Here is a 12,754-nt window from a genome sequence, read left to right as displayed (position 1 = left end):
CCCAGGAATCTCCGGGCGAGCGCCGCTGTTGCCCACTGAGAAGAATCTTCGACGAACGAAAGACGGTGTCCGCCGTGACTGACCTCTCCCTGCCCATCTCCATCCTCGATCTCGCGCACATCGGCTCGGGCGAGAGCGCCGGCGACAGCTTCCGTGCCAGCGTGGAGATGGCCCGGAACGCAGAGCGGTGGGGCTATCAGCGAATCTGGTATGCCGAGCACCACAACATGCCGTCGATCGCGTCGTCGGCGACGAGCGTTCTGATCGCGCACATCGCCGCCAACACCGAGCGGATCCGACTCGGCTCGGGCGGCATCATGCTGCCCAACCACGCGCCACTGACGATCGCCGAGCAGTTCGGCACGCTGGCGGAATTGCACCCCGGCCGCATCGACCTCGGCCTGGGCCGCGCGCCGGGCAGCGACCAGCAGACCATGCGCGCGCTGCGCCGCGACCCGAGTTCGGCGGAGTCGTTCCCACAGGACGTGCTCGAACTGCAGGGCTACCTCTCGGGACCGTCGCGCGTGCCGGGGATCGAGGCGACTCCCGGCCAGGGAACGAACGTGCCGCTGTACATCCTCGGATCGTCGTTGTTCGGCGCCCGGTTGGCCGCCGCGCTGGGCCTGCCCTACGCGTTCGCGTCGCACTTCGCGCCGGCCGCGCTGCACGACGCGATCGCAATCTACCGCCGCGAGTTCCGGCCGTCTGCGCAGCTCGCGGAGCCGTACGTGATCGCGGCGGCCAACGTGATCGCCGCCGACACGGACGACGAGGCGCAGCGGCTGTTTCTCGACACCAAACGCAAGCGGGTCGGGCTCTTCGTCGGGCGGGGCCGCACGTTCACACCGGAGGAGGCCGACATGATCCTGGAGTCGCCCGCCGGACGGCAGGTGCTCGCGATGGTGCAGTACAGCGCAGTGGGCACGCCGACGGTCGTGCGCGACTACCTGGATCGCTTCGCCGAGGAGACCGGCGCCGACGAGCTGATGGTGGTGTCCTCGGCCACCGACCGCACCGCGTGGATGCGCTCGCTCGAGCTGGTCGCCGACGTGACCGGCCTCGCGGCACGGCAGGCGCTCACAGCAGGCTGATCTGCTCGCCCGCCCGGTCCTCGGTGTCCGGGGTCAACAGGTCGGGGCCGTTGTTACGGACGCTGTTGACCTTGGAGGACACACGCCGGATGTCGACGGCCTCGACGGATTCGAGGCTCGGGCGGATCAGATCGGGGTGGCCGAGGCTGTCCGGGTCGAGCCACGCGTCCCAGCGGTCGGGCGGCAGGATCAGCGGCATCCGGTCGTGGACGTTCGCGAGTTGGTCGACCGAGTCGGTCGTGAGGATCGTCGTGGACAGCAGCGGCGGATCCTCGGGCGCCTTCGGGTCGTGCCACACCGACCACAGCCCGGCCATGAACAGCCGCTCCCCGTCGCCGCGGGACATGAAGTAGGGCACTTTCGCCACCTTGCCGTCCGGCGCCGGCTCGGTCTGCCACTCGTACCAGCCGTCCATCGGGACCAGGCAGCGTTTGAACCGCAGCGACGTCTTGAACGCCGCCTTGGTGGCGACCGTCTCGGACCGCGCGTTGAACAGCGGCGCGCCCTTGCCCGGCTCGGTCGCGTACGACGGCACCAGACCCCACCGCATGCGGCGGATCCGCCGCCGCACTTCGCTGTCGTCGTCGCCGCGGTCGTGCCGCGCGACGACGGTGAGGACCTGGGTGGTGGGCGCGACGTTGTAGTCCGCCGCGTCGGGACCCGACTCCCCCGTCTCGTTCACGGCGTCGAGTTCCACCGCGAGCGTCGCCGGGTCGGCCGTCGTCGCATATCTGCCGCACATGCGTGCCCACTCCTCGTCGTTTCGGGCCCCGTCGTCTCGGGCCCCGTCGTTTCGGGCCCCGTCGTTTAGAACCTCGCGTGTGACCGTTCCCTCCCATGCTGGCACGGTTGCCACACCCCGACCACGCATGAGCGAAGATGGACGGGTGAGTCGAGAGAGCCTGTGGAGAGCGCCCCGAGCCGAAGCCCCCGTGGATGCGTCCGTGACGCTGCCCGGATCCAAGTCGATCACCAATCGGGCCCTCATCCTCGCGGCACTCGCGTCCGGTCCGTCGACGATCACGGGCGCTCTGCGCAGCCGCGACACCGACCTGATGATGCAGGGTCTGCGGGCGCTCGGCATCTCGATCACCGCGACGCCCCACGCCCCGACCGGCACCACGCTGCGGGTCGTCCCGGCCGCCATGACCGGCGGCGCCGTCGACTGCGGTCTCGCCGGCACCGTGATGCGCTTCCTGCCGCCGGTGGCTGCGCTGGCCGACGGCACTGTCGCGATCGACGGTGACGAGCAGGCCCGCACCCGCCCGCTGGGCACGATCCTCGAGGCTCTGCGCGGGCTGGGCGCCGACATCGACGGCGATGCGCTGCCGTTCACCGTCCACGGGCGTGGCGGACTGCGCGGCGGCACGGTGACGATCGACGCGTCGGGCTCGTCGCAGTTCGTGTCGGGCCTGCTGCTGTCGGCCGCCCGTTTCGACGAGGGTGTCACGGTCCGCCACGACGGTGGTTCGCTGCCGTCCATGCCGCACATCGACATGACGGTCGAGATGCTGCGCGAGGCCGGTGTCACGGTCCGCCCTCCCGGGGAGAGCGGCGACGCCGACACATGGAAGGTGTTGCCGGGCAAGGTCGATCCCGTGGACTGGGTCATCGAGCCCGACCTGTCGAACGCGACTCCGTTCCTCGCCGCGGCTGCGGTGACCGGCGGTACCGTACGGGTGCCGCTGTGGCCGTCACGCACCACGCAGCCCGGTGACGCGATCCGCGGCATCCTCACCGACATGGGCGCCGACGTGAGCCTGGACGAGGGCATCCTCACCGTCGCCGGCCCTGAAACATTGCGCGGCATCGACATCGACCTGCGCGACATCGGCGAACTCACCCCCACCGTGGCCGCCCTCGCGGCGCTCGCCGAGGGCCCGTCGGTGCTGCGCGGTATCGCGCACCTGCGCGGCCACGAGACCGACCGACTGGCCGCCCTGGCCACCGAGATCAACAAGCTGGGCGGTGACGTCACCGAAACCGAGGACGGACTGCGCATCACACCGCGTCCGCTGCACGGCGGACAGTGGCACTCGTACGCCGACCACCGCATGGCAACCGCGGGCGCCATCCTCGGACTGGTGGTCGACGGAGTCGACATCGAGGACGTCGGCACCACCGCCAAGACGCTGCCCGGGTTCGAGAACCTGTGGGCGGCAATGCTGGACGAGGCACGGTCCGCGTCAGGGTCCGCCGAGCAGGAGGCTCTGTCCTGAGCCGCCGGCAGTACGACGAGTCCGACGTCCGGATCCGTCCGGGCAAGGGAACGCGTCCACGTACGAAGACCCGGCCCGAGCACGCCGATGCAGCCGAGGGCATGGTCTTCTCGAAGGACCGGGGCCGCTGGGGCGTCGTGCTGGGCGGCGACCCGGACCGTCCCGTCGTCACCATGCGAGCCCGCGAACTCGGTCGCACCCCGATCGTGGTGGGCGACAACGTGAGCGTCGTCGGTGACCTGTCCGGCAAACCCGACACCCTCGCGCGGATCGTGAGGGTCGCGGACCGGAAGACGGTGCTGCGCCGCACCGCCGACGACACCGATCCGTTCGAGCGGATCGTGGTCGCCAACGCGGAACAGTTGCTGATCGTCGTCGCGCTGGCCGACCCGCCGCCGCGCACCGGGTTCGTCGAGCGGGCCCTCGTTGCGGCCTATGTGGGCGGCCTGAAACCCGTTCTGTGCCTGACGAAGAGCGATCTGGCGATGCCCGACGAATTCGCCGCGACGTTCGCCGACCTCGACATCCCCGTCGTCGTCGCCGGTCGCGATGATCCGATCGAACCGGTCACCGAGATCCTCACCGGACGCCTGACAGCACTCATCGGTCACTCCGGTGTCGGCAAGTCGACGATGGTCAACCGCCTGGTGCCCGACGCGGACCGCGCAACAGGTGTCGTGTCCGGTGTCGGCAAGGGCCGCCACACGTCGACGCAGTCGGTGGCGTTGGCGCTGCCCGGCGGCGGCTGGGTGGTCGACACGCCCGGCATCCGATCGTTCGGGCTCGCGCACATCTCGCCCGAGGACGTCGTCGCCGCCTTCACCGACCTGGCTGCGGCCGCCGAGGACTGCCCCCGCGGATGCACCCACCTGGGCCCGCCGGCCGATCCGGAATGTGCTCTGGACAAGCTCGAGGGCGACTCCGCGGGCCGGGTCGAGGCGGTGCGACGACTGCTGGTCGCGCTCATGTCGAACGAGTCCTGGACGTAGTCGGCCATCTGCCGACGAGGTGAAACGCCCGCCCCGGAATCGGGCGGGCGTTTCGTCTCGGTCTCACGCGGTGCGCGCGGTCACGCAGGTGTGATCGGCAGATTCCTCGACCTGTCCGCGGTGAACGAGGTCGAGTCGGCGGACCCCGCGACGCCGTGACGGCTGTCCGGGTCGAGCACACAGTGGGTGCGCCCGTACACCGTGTACATGCACTTGTTGTTGTGGTTGCAGCGCCCGGACACAGTGTGGTCGGCCTTGATCCGGTTCGCCAGATCCGGTTCACGCAACAGGGCGCGGCCCATCGCGACGAAGCCGAAGCCCTCCCGCATCCCTGTCGCGATGTGGTCGTAGTTGTTGATGCCGCCCAACAGAATCAGTTGCGTGTCCGCCACGACCGGGACGAACTGGCGGGCCGACTCGAGCATGTAGAGGTCCTCGTACGGGTAGGTACCCAGCGCGCGCTTGCCGAACAGCCGGACTCCCGTCTTGAAGGGCTCCTTCATCACGGCCGCGAACTCGTCGACCGGTACGTCACCGCGGAAGAGGTACATCTGCTTGAAGAACGACGATCCCTGGGTCAGTTCGATCGCGTCGAGATTGCGGTCCTGGTCGAGCAACTGCACAGTTCGCAGGGATTCGGCGAGCCAGATACTTCCCCGGATCCCGTCGTCCATGCTGATCTTGGCGGTCACCGCGATCCGGTCGCCGACCACCTCTCTGACGTGCTGCGCAATTTCCCGGACCAGCCGGGACCGGTTGTCGATGGTGCCGCCGTATTCGTCCTTGCGGCGGTTGAGGAGTGGGCTCAGGAAGGAGCTCGGCAGGTAGAGGTGTCCGAAGTGCAGTTCCACCGCGTCGAAGCCTGCCTCCACCGCGATCTTCGCGGCCTCACCGAACTGGTCGATCACGCGGCGGATCTCGGATGCGGTGATCTCCCGGCAGTATTCGAGTGACGACGGGTTGATCACCCGGCTCGGCGACATCGCCGTCACGCCGGTGATCTTCTTCGACGCAACCACGCCGGCATGACCGAGTTGAGCGGCGATGGCGCCGCCTGCATGGTGGACCGCGTCGGTGAGCCGTCGCAGGCCCGGCAGTGCCTTGGTACTCATCAGGATCTGCCCGGGCGCACTGGCTCCCTCGGGGGCAACGCAGCAGTACGCGACCGTGGTCATGCCCACGCCCCCGCGCACGAAACCTAGATGAAAGTCGATCAGGTCGTCGGTGACGAGCCCCTCGGGGGATCGTCCCTCCGATGTCGCGGCCTTGATGATGCGATTGCGGAGCCGAACCGGTCCCAGGGTTGCCGGGGCGAACGGGTCCGGGGTCACCGACACCCCGTCCGTGGGTAGTCCTGCGATGGTCATACGTCGCCCTTCTCTCGATCCAGCGTGACCGGCACCACATTTCGCATGGGCGACCGCGCCGTCAATACGGCGTCCCTCCCAACGGAAAACCGATCGAGATCGAAGGCCCGGCGATCAGTCGACGCGGCCCGCGCGTTCCTCCAGGGTTCGGTACTCGTCGTCGGTGATTGCTCCCGAATCGAGCAGCGACTTCGCGGTGGCGACTTGCTGGTCGGGGGCGGTACCGGCGGCATCCCGGATGTAGTCGTCCGCGGCCCACCGATACTGCCGATCGGCCGCCTCCGCCCGCTCGGTCATGCCGCGTCCACGAACGATGAGATACACGGCCTCGGTGACGATCGGCAGCACGAACAGGAAGAGCACCCACACCGCCTTCATCCAGCCCGACATCCGGTGGTCTCGGAACAGGTCGGTGAGGATCGAGAACAGCACCATCACGTATGCCGCGAACACGAAACACGCGAAGACGAGCCAGAAGTAGTCCCAGAACGATTCCATCGCGCGCTCCGTTCACCAGACGATTTCGAGCAGACCTCGTCCATTCACTGTCCCACTCACCCGCCCACCCGGCACTGCGAACGGGGAAAGCCCGAAAGCACGGATCCCCGGCGCGATCTGCGCCTTTCGGCACGAATCACACCGGGGACCCGGATGAAATGTCTAGCGCGAGATCAGCGCCCGCAGGCCGCGACGCTTCCTCGACGCCTTGATGGCCGAGCCCAGCCCGCGGCGCGCGCCGGTGACAGGGTCGAACGAAGCGGTCGTGTTGCCGCCGAACTTACGCTCCGACGCCGTCTCCGGCGCGTCGTCCGAGGTGTCCTTGAGGTACTTGTTCGGCAGCGACAGCTTGGCGATGGTGCGCCACGCCTTGGCGTACTGCACCGGCAGTGGACCGGCGGTGTACGGCAGGTCGTACTTCTCACACAGCGCCCGCACCTTGACCGCGATCTCGGCGTACCGGTTGGACGGCAGATCCGGGTAGATGTGGTGCTCGATCTGGTAGCTGAGGTTGCCGGTCATGAAGTCCATGACGGGTCCGCCGGAGATGTTGGCACTGCCGAGCATCTGACGCAGGTACCACTCGGCCTTCGTCTCGTTGTCGACGTCGGCCTTGGTGAACTTCTCGGCGCCGTCCGGGAAATGCCCACAGAAGATGACGGCGTTGGTCCACAGGTTGCGGATGACGCCGGCCGTCAGGTTGGCGGTGAGGGTCGTCTTCCATGCCTTCCCGGTGAGGGCCGGGTAGACCACATAGTCCTTGAGCGTCTGCTTGGCGATCTTCGCGCCGACCTCTTTCGCGTTCCGCTTGGTGTACTCGCGGTCGTCGCGTCCGGCCGCCACCTTGCCCAGTTCGAGGAGCTGGATGGCGATGCCGTACTCGAACAGCAGCGCCAGGAGGGCGTTGTACCCGATGTTGCCGTAGTTGAACGGCCGCCACTTCTGGTCGCGGGTGACCCGGAGCAGGCCGTATCCCACGTCGTCGTCCATGCCCAGGATGTTCGTGTACTTGTGGTGCAGGTAGTTGTGGGTCTGCTTCCAGTGCGCCGACGGGTCGACGTTGTCCCACTCCCAGCTGGCTGAGTGGACCTCCGGATCGTTCATCCAGTCCCACTGCCCGTGCATCACGTTGTGCCCGAGCTCCATGTTCTCGATGATCTTCGCGATGCCGAGCATGCCGGTTCCGAGCAGCCACAGAGGCCGCTTCCGGCTGCCGAACAGCACCGCGCGTCCACCGATCTCGAGTCCACGCTGCAGACGGATCGTGTTGCGGATGTAGCGCGCATCGCGCTCGCCACGAGAGTCTTCGACATCACGACGGATGGCGTCGAGTTCGCGTCCGAGCGACTCGATGTCGGCATCCGTCAGATGCGCGTACTCCTTGATGTCGGTAATCGCCACGGTGCCTACCGTACCGTAAGTTACGCCACCGTAGGTTAACGTCGCGCGACTGTGAGACAGATCACAATAGCCTACGAAAGCCCCTTTATACGACGCTTTCCCACCTGGGCCTCGGCATGCGCCCGCAGCGCCGACAGCAGGCCACGACGCCGACCGGTCGCGGCGTCGACCCGAAGCGTCTCCGCGATCCGCGAGCCGGTCGAGAGGAATTTGCGCTCCGACGACGTCTCGGGAGCATCGTCGGACGTCCGCTTCAGGAAACGGTCCGGCAGTGCCAGCTTGTGAATCGTGCGCAGTGCCAGCAGGTACTGCCTGCTCAGAGGACCTGTCGTGTACGGCAGGTCGTACTTGGCGCACAGCGCCCGCACCCGCACCGCGATGTCGGCGTACCGATTCGACGGCAGGTCCGGGAACAGGTGGTGCTCGATCTGATAGCTCAGATTGCCGGTCAGGAACGCCATCACCGGGCCGGCGTCGATGTTCGCGCTGCCGAGCATCTGCCGCAGATACCACTGCGCCCGCGTCTCGTTCTCGAACTGCTCGGCAGTGAACTTCTCGGCGCCGTCCGGGAAGTGACCGCAGAAGATCACCGCATACGCCCACAGGTTCCGCACGAAGTTGGCGGTCGTGTTCGCGGCCAGCGTGTGCTTCCAGGCCGGGCCCGTGAGCGCCGGGAACAACACGAAATCCTTGCCGAGCTGGCGGACGATCTTCACCGCGAACTGCTTGTTGGGAGCGGAGTTCCACTGTTTGTGGTCGACGCCCTCGAGGTTCTTCTGCGCCGTGAGGTCGTGCAGCGCGATGCCCCACTCGAACGTCGCCGCCAGGATCACGTTCGCGACCGGCTGCAGCAGATTGATCGGCTGCCACTTCTCGTCACGCGTCATCCGCAGGATGCCGAATCCCACGTCGTCGTCCATCCCGACGATGTTGGTGTACGTGTGGTGCGCGTAGTTGTGCGCCCGCTTCCAGTGCTCTGACGGGCCGGTCTGGTCCCACTCCCACGTCGTGGAATGGATCTCCGGATCGTTCATCCAGTCCCACTGCCCGTGCATCACGTTGTGCCCGAGCTCCATGTTCTCGATGATCTTCGCGAGCGAGAGCATCGCCGTACCTGCAATCCACAAGGACTTGCGCCGGCTACCGAAGAGCACCGCACGACCGCCGAGCTCGAGCGAACGCTGCAGCTTGATCGTGCGCCGGATGTAGCGGGCATCGCGTAAGCCCCGAGACTCCTCGACGTCGCGACGAATCGCGTCCAACTCGCGCCCGAGGGCGTCGATGTCGGCGTCAGTGAGATGGGCGAACTCTTTGATGTCCGTAATGGCCACCGAGGTCCTCCGTTGGATAGATCAGTTCACCGGCGTCGGCAGTCGACGCGAGGCACAGGCATCAACGATACGGGAATTCGGACACCCTCCGATGGCGTAGATGCCGAGATCACAACCACAGTCAGGCGTCGAGCGTGCAGTCGCCGGCCGCGACCGAGATGCACGTCTGAATACGCTCGCCTTCCGCATGCTCCTTGCCGTTGCGCAGGTCCACCGCGTGGCCGGACTCCAGCGGCACCACACACGTCTGACAGATGCCCATGCGGCAGCCGAAGGGCATCAACACACCGGCCTTCTCGCCGGCTTCGAGCAGCGTCGTCGCGCCGTCCGCCTGCACCTGCTTGCCGGACCGGGCGAACGTCACCGTGCCGCCGTCGCCGGACAGATCGGCGCGCGACACCGCGAAGCGCTCGAGATGCAGATTGGTCGCGAGGCCCTCCTGCTCCCAGGTCTTCTCGATCTCGTCGAGCATGCCCTGCGGACCACACGCCCAGACCTGACGCTCACGCCAATCGGGGCAGACGGCGTCGAGCGACGACAGTTCGAACTTTCCCTGTGCCCGGGTGTGCCGGACATGGCAGTGGAACGACGGGTGCGACTTCTCCAACGCGGCCAGTTCGTCACCGAACATCACCGTTTCCTCGGTGGGCGCGGAGTGGACGTGCACGACGTCGGGCAGCTGACCGCGACGGTTCATGGTCCGCAGCATCGATATCACCGGGGTGATGCCGCTGCCGGCCGTGAGGAACAGGATCTTTTCCGGCGGCGGCTCGGGCAGCGTGAAGTTGCCGGTGGGTGCAGCCAGTCGCACGATTGCGCCGGACGGCACACCCGTGACGAGGTGGCTGGACAGGAAGCCCTCGGGCATCGCCTTGACGGTGATCGAGATCAGCTTGTGGTCGACGTTGGGCGCCGACGTCAGCGAGTACGAGCGCCAGTGCCAACGCCCGTCGACATGGATACCGATGCCGACGTACTGCCCCGGCTGGTATTCGAAGTCGAAGCCCCAACCCGGCTTGATCACCAGAGTCGCCGAGTCAGCCGTCTCCGGCCGAACCTCGACGATGCGGCCGCGCAGCTCGCGCGCCGACCACAGCGGGTTGACCAGATGCAGGTAGTCGTCGGGGAGCAGTGGCGTCGTCAGCCTGGTCACGGCGCCGCGCACCAGGCTTGCCACCGACCGGTTCGAGCCGGCAACTCCCGCTGCAGGCGCCTCGATCCAGCTCTTCAATCCCATCCGACCTCCAACTAGCACTTCGGGCGTAACGCCAGACTAGGGCATGCGCCTACGGTGGCGTAACTTACGCCAGAGTAGTGAGCTGAAGTAACGACCTCGCGCGCCCGAAGCCGCAGATCAGAGGAGTTCGAGCAGGAACGGCAACTCCTGCGTCGCGTACCACGCCAACTCGTGATCCTCGGCATCGCCGAGAACGAACTCCGCATCGGCATCACCCAGGTCTGCGTCGTCGATCACCTCGACGGCCCGCTCGATGTCCGACTCGGCCTCGGCCAGATCGACGTGTACCGACGCCACCTGATTCAGGGTGAGCACCTGGCCGAGCCGCACGACGGCATCGTCGAGATCGGGACGGTGCGTGGCGTCCTCGACGTCCGCCGCGATCACCGCGCGGCGATAGCGCGGCGCGGGGCCGTCGCTGCCCGGTTCCGGAACCGCGGCGGCGATCAGTCGCAGCGACGCGCGCGCGGCCTCCGCCATCGCCACCTCGGACAGTTCGTCCTCGTCACCCGAGTGATAGGCCTCGCGCAGCGCGGGCGTCACCGCGAATGCGGTCCGACTCACCGGCACCAGTTCGCGCTCGGCAACCAACTGTTCCAACATCGCGATGGTCGCGGGAACGTAGATCCTCACGGTCGACCTCCGGTCACCGGCGCCGACGGGCGCACCGATTCAGCCACTGGCATCCAACAACTCCTCGAGAGACTCGTGCAGCGACGCGGCCACCACGTCCACATCGGACATTGCGTCGCGATCCGCATTCAAACCGTAGTAGACGTTTCCGTCGTAGGACGTCAACGCGATGCTCAGGCCCTGATTCTTCAGGAGCGGCGACACCGGGTACATCTCGGCCATCCGCATGCCCGCCAGGTACAGCGGAATCTGCGGACCGGGCGCGTTCGTGACCATGACGTTGAACATCCGGTGCGACTGACTGCTCGCGGCGCGGGCCCCGCGGGCGTGCAGCGACGCCGGCGCAAAACCCGACAGTCGGATCATCGTCCGCGCGGTCACGGGCCTGCTCTGCCGGCCGAAAGCCTCGGTCGCGTGCGCGATATGGGAAAGCCGCATCACCGGATTGGGCTCCCCCACAGGCAGGTCCACCAGAAACGACGACGTCCGCCCGTGCGGCCGGCCGTCGTCGCCGCACACGTCGACCACACTCGCCCCGTTCGTCCCGGGGTGCGCCTCGCAGATCGACATCGGCGCGAGGGCGCGCAGCGTCGTGGCCTCCGCGACCGGTTCACCGCGCGACAGCAGCCAGTTCCGCAGTGCGCCGGCGACCACCGTCAGCACGACGTCGTTGATCGAGCACCCGAACCGGGCCCGGATCTTGCGGTAGGGCTCGAGGTCGGTGCGCGCCGTCGCGTAGCGGCGGTTGCGCGAGATCGGCGCGTTGAGCGGACTCGACGGCGCCGGTTGCGCCGCCGTCCGCGCGAGTGCCGCGAGCTTGCCGACGGCATTCACCGTCTCGTCGACCACGCTGGACATATCGCCGAGAGTCATGCGCAACGTCTGCACGCCGTCGCGGGGCTGCGAAACCAGTTGCGCGAGCGCGCCCACCACCAACGCGGGTTCACTCGGCGCCGCTTCCGGCATCCACAGATCCTCCGACGTCTCCGCCGGCGCCGTGGTGTCGTCGAGGAGAACCTGACCGATGTCGAGGGCCGCCTCCCCGTCCACCAGCGCCGAATGCGACTTGACGAAGACCGCGCACCGGTTCCCGGCCAGCCCCTCGACCACGTACATCTCCCACAGCGGCCGGGTCGTGTCCAGCGGCCGCGACAGCAGTCTCGCCACCAGGTCGTACAACTGCTCGTCGGTGCCCGGAGACGGCAGCGCCGAACGCCTGACGTGGTAGGTGACGTCGAAGTCCTGATCGTCGACCCAGACCGGACGGGCGAGCCCGAAGGCCACCTCCCGAACCCTCTGCCGATAGCGCGGGACGAGGTGCAGGCGGGCCTCGACGAGTCTCAGGACCGCCTCGAAATCGAATCCGGTCGACGGGAGTTCCAGCACGGCAACCGAGCCCATGTGCATGGGCGTGGTGCCCCCGTCGAGGAAATAGAACGACGCGTCCTGCGTCGCCAGTCTCGTCGCCTTCGCCATCAACGCCCCCTATCCTCGACCACACTCGTGCCGAAACCCGGACCGTCCGAATCGAGAAGAACCGCAATCTCTTCCGCGACCGTTACCGGATCGGTGTGATGGACCCCGACCATGCCCGCCGCGACGGCACCACGCACGTTGGCGATCAAGTCGTCGACGAAGATGCACTCCCCCGGCGCCAGACCCAGCCGTTCCGCCGTCAACTCGTAGATCCGCCGATCGGGTTTGGCCATCCCGACATCCCCCGACACCACGACGACGTCGACGAACGACCCCGCCAGGTCCCTCAGCCCCTGCGCTCCGGGACCGCCGGGATCGTTGCTGAGGATCGCGGTGCGGACCCCGTCACGCCGGGCGGCCGCGACGACACCGGCCAGCAGACGGCCGTTCGCGCCCGGGCCCGCGAGTACGCCACCGAAGTCCAGCACCAGTCCCTGCACGCCACCACCCTAGGACTCGCCGGTGACGTTGGCGAGACGAGCGGGGCGAGGGGCCCTCGCTTTTCGACGTTC

Annotated in this window: 12 protein-coding genes; 3 read left to right on the top strand and 9 right to left on the bottom strand. The window is 67.6% G+C overall.

Going from position 1 to position 12,754, the window contains the following annotated elements; genetic code table 11:
* Positions 1–74: 74 nt before the first annotated feature.
* A complete protein-coding gene (locus C8K36_RS03410) occupies positions 75–1,091 on the top strand; it encodes an LLM class flavin-dependent oxidoreductase (RefSeq protein WP_420910834.1) in 1,017 nt (338 codons plus the stop codon).
* On the opposite strand, the gene C8K36_RS03405 is transcribed toward C8K36_RS03410, so the two are convergent.
* The gene (locus tag C8K36_RS03405) at positions 1,078–1,833 is read right to left on the bottom strand and encodes an SOS response-associated peptidase (protein WP_107983003.1); all 756 of its coding nucleotides are present in this window, start codon (positions 1,831–1,833) and stop codon (positions 1,078–1,080) included. The genes C8K36_RS03410 and C8K36_RS03405 overlap by 14 nt on opposite strands.
* Positions 1,834–1,960: 127 nt before the next feature.
* Here C8K36_RS03405 and aroA point away from each other — a divergent pair, with 127 nt between their 5' ends.
* Both aroA and rsgA read left to right on the top strand, forming a co-directional pair.
* Positions 1,961–3,310: a 3-phosphoshikimate 1-carboxyvinyltransferase gene (gene aroA, locus C8K36_RS03400; protein WP_107983002.1), complete on the top strand. Its 1,350-nt coding sequence runs from the start codon at positions 1,961–1,963 to the stop codon at positions 3,308–3,310.
* Positions 3,307–4,299 (top strand): ribosome small subunit-dependent GTPase A, encoded by a 993-nt coding sequence (gene rsgA / locus C8K36_RS03395; RefSeq protein ID WP_107983730.1) that lies wholly within the window; start codon positions 3,307–3,309, stop codon positions 4,297–4,299. The genes aroA and rsgA overlap by 4 nt, the downstream gene beginning before the upstream one ends.
* Positions 4,300–4,379: 80 nt before the next feature.
* Here the strand turns inward: rsgA and C8K36_RS03390 are convergent, their stop codons facing one another.
* From C8K36_RS03390 to C8K36_RS03355, 8 genes are all read right to left on the bottom strand, one after another.
* Positions 4,380–5,666 carry an NADH:flavin oxidoreductase gene (locus C8K36_RS03390; RefSeq protein ID WP_107983001.1) on the bottom strand — a complete coding sequence of 429 codons (1,287 nt, stop codon included), beginning with the start codon at positions 5,664–5,666 and terminating at the stop codon, positions 4,380–4,382.
* 114 nt (positions 5,667–5,780) lie between these two features.
* Complete coding sequence (locus C8K36_RS03385; protein ID WP_107983000.1) at positions 5,781–6,164, bottom strand: PLDc N-terminal domain-containing protein; 384 nt, start codon at positions 6,162–6,164, stop codon at positions 5,781–5,783.
* A 162-nt stretch (positions 6,165–6,326) separates the two neighbouring features.
* Complete coding sequence (locus C8K36_RS03380; protein WP_107982999.1) at positions 6,327–7,565, bottom strand: fatty acid desaturase family protein; 1,239 nt, start codon at positions 7,563–7,565, stop codon at positions 6,327–6,329.
* A gap of 71 nt (positions 7,566–7,636) precedes the next feature.
* Positions 7,637–8,896: a fatty acid desaturase family protein gene (locus tag C8K36_RS03375; RefSeq protein ID WP_107982998.1), complete on the bottom strand. Its 1,260-nt coding sequence runs from the start codon at positions 8,894–8,896 to the stop codon at positions 7,637–7,639.
* 121 nt (positions 8,897–9,017) lie between these two features.
* Positions 9,018–10,133, bottom strand: coding sequence for a ferredoxin reductase (locus C8K36_RS03370; protein ID WP_107982997.1), 1,116 nt, complete (start codon positions 10,131–10,133; stop codon positions 9,018–9,020).
* A gap of 117 nt (positions 10,134–10,250) precedes the next feature.
* Positions 10,251–10,766 carry a DUF6912 family protein gene (locus C8K36_RS03365; RefSeq protein ID WP_107982996.1) on the bottom strand — a complete coding sequence of 172 codons (516 nt, stop codon included), beginning with the start codon at positions 10,764–10,766 and terminating at the stop codon, positions 10,251–10,253.
* A gap of 39 nt (positions 10,767–10,805) precedes the next feature.
* Positions 10,806–12,242: a WS/DGAT/MGAT family O-acyltransferase gene (locus C8K36_RS03360; protein ID WP_107982995.1), complete on the bottom strand. Its 1,437-nt coding sequence runs from the start codon at positions 12,240–12,242 to the stop codon at positions 10,806–10,808.
* On the bottom strand, positions 12,242–12,682 hold the full coding sequence (locus tag C8K36_RS03355; RefSeq protein WP_107982994.1) for an HAD-IA family hydrolase: 441 nt from the start codon (positions 12,680–12,682) through the stop codon (positions 12,242–12,244). The genes C8K36_RS03360 and C8K36_RS03355 overlap by 1 nt, the downstream gene beginning before the upstream one ends.
* Positions 12,683–12,754 lie beyond the last annotated feature (72 nt).

The organism is Rhodococcus sp. OK519, from assembly GCF_003051005.1.
In the GTDB taxonomy this organism is placed as follows: Bacteria; Actinomycetota; Actinomycetes; order Mycobacteriales; family Mycobacteriaceae; genus Prescottella.
Note: the sequence above shows the minus strand (reverse complement) of the source record. Positions and strands in the feature narration are given on the sequence as shown.

Excerpts from the sequence above, each read along its gene's own strand:
- C8K36_RS03360 (WP_107982995.1), bottom strand. The coding sequence starts at position 12,242 with ATGGCGAAGGCGACGAGACTGGCGACGCAGGACGCGTCGTTCTATTTC.
- C8K36_RS03405 (WP_107983003.1), bottom strand. The coding sequence starts at position 1,833 with ATGTGCGGCAGATATGCGACGACGGCCGACCCGGCGACGCTCGCGGTG.
- aroA (WP_107983002.1), top strand. The coding sequence starts at position 1,961 with ATGAGCGAAGATGGACGGGTGAGTCGAGAGAGCCTGTGGAGAGCGCCC.
- C8K36_RS03385 (WP_107983000.1), bottom strand. The coding sequence starts at position 6,164 with ATGGAATCGTTCTGGGACTACTTCTGGCTCGTCTTCGCGTGTTTCGTG.
- C8K36_RS03390 (WP_107983001.1), bottom strand. The coding sequence starts at position 5,666 with ATGACCATCGCAGGACTACCCACGGACGGGGTGTCGGTGACCCCGGAC.
- C8K36_RS03370 (WP_107982997.1), bottom strand. The coding sequence starts at position 10,133 with ATGGGATTGAAGAGCTGGATCGAGGCGCCTGCAGCGGGAGTTGCCGGC.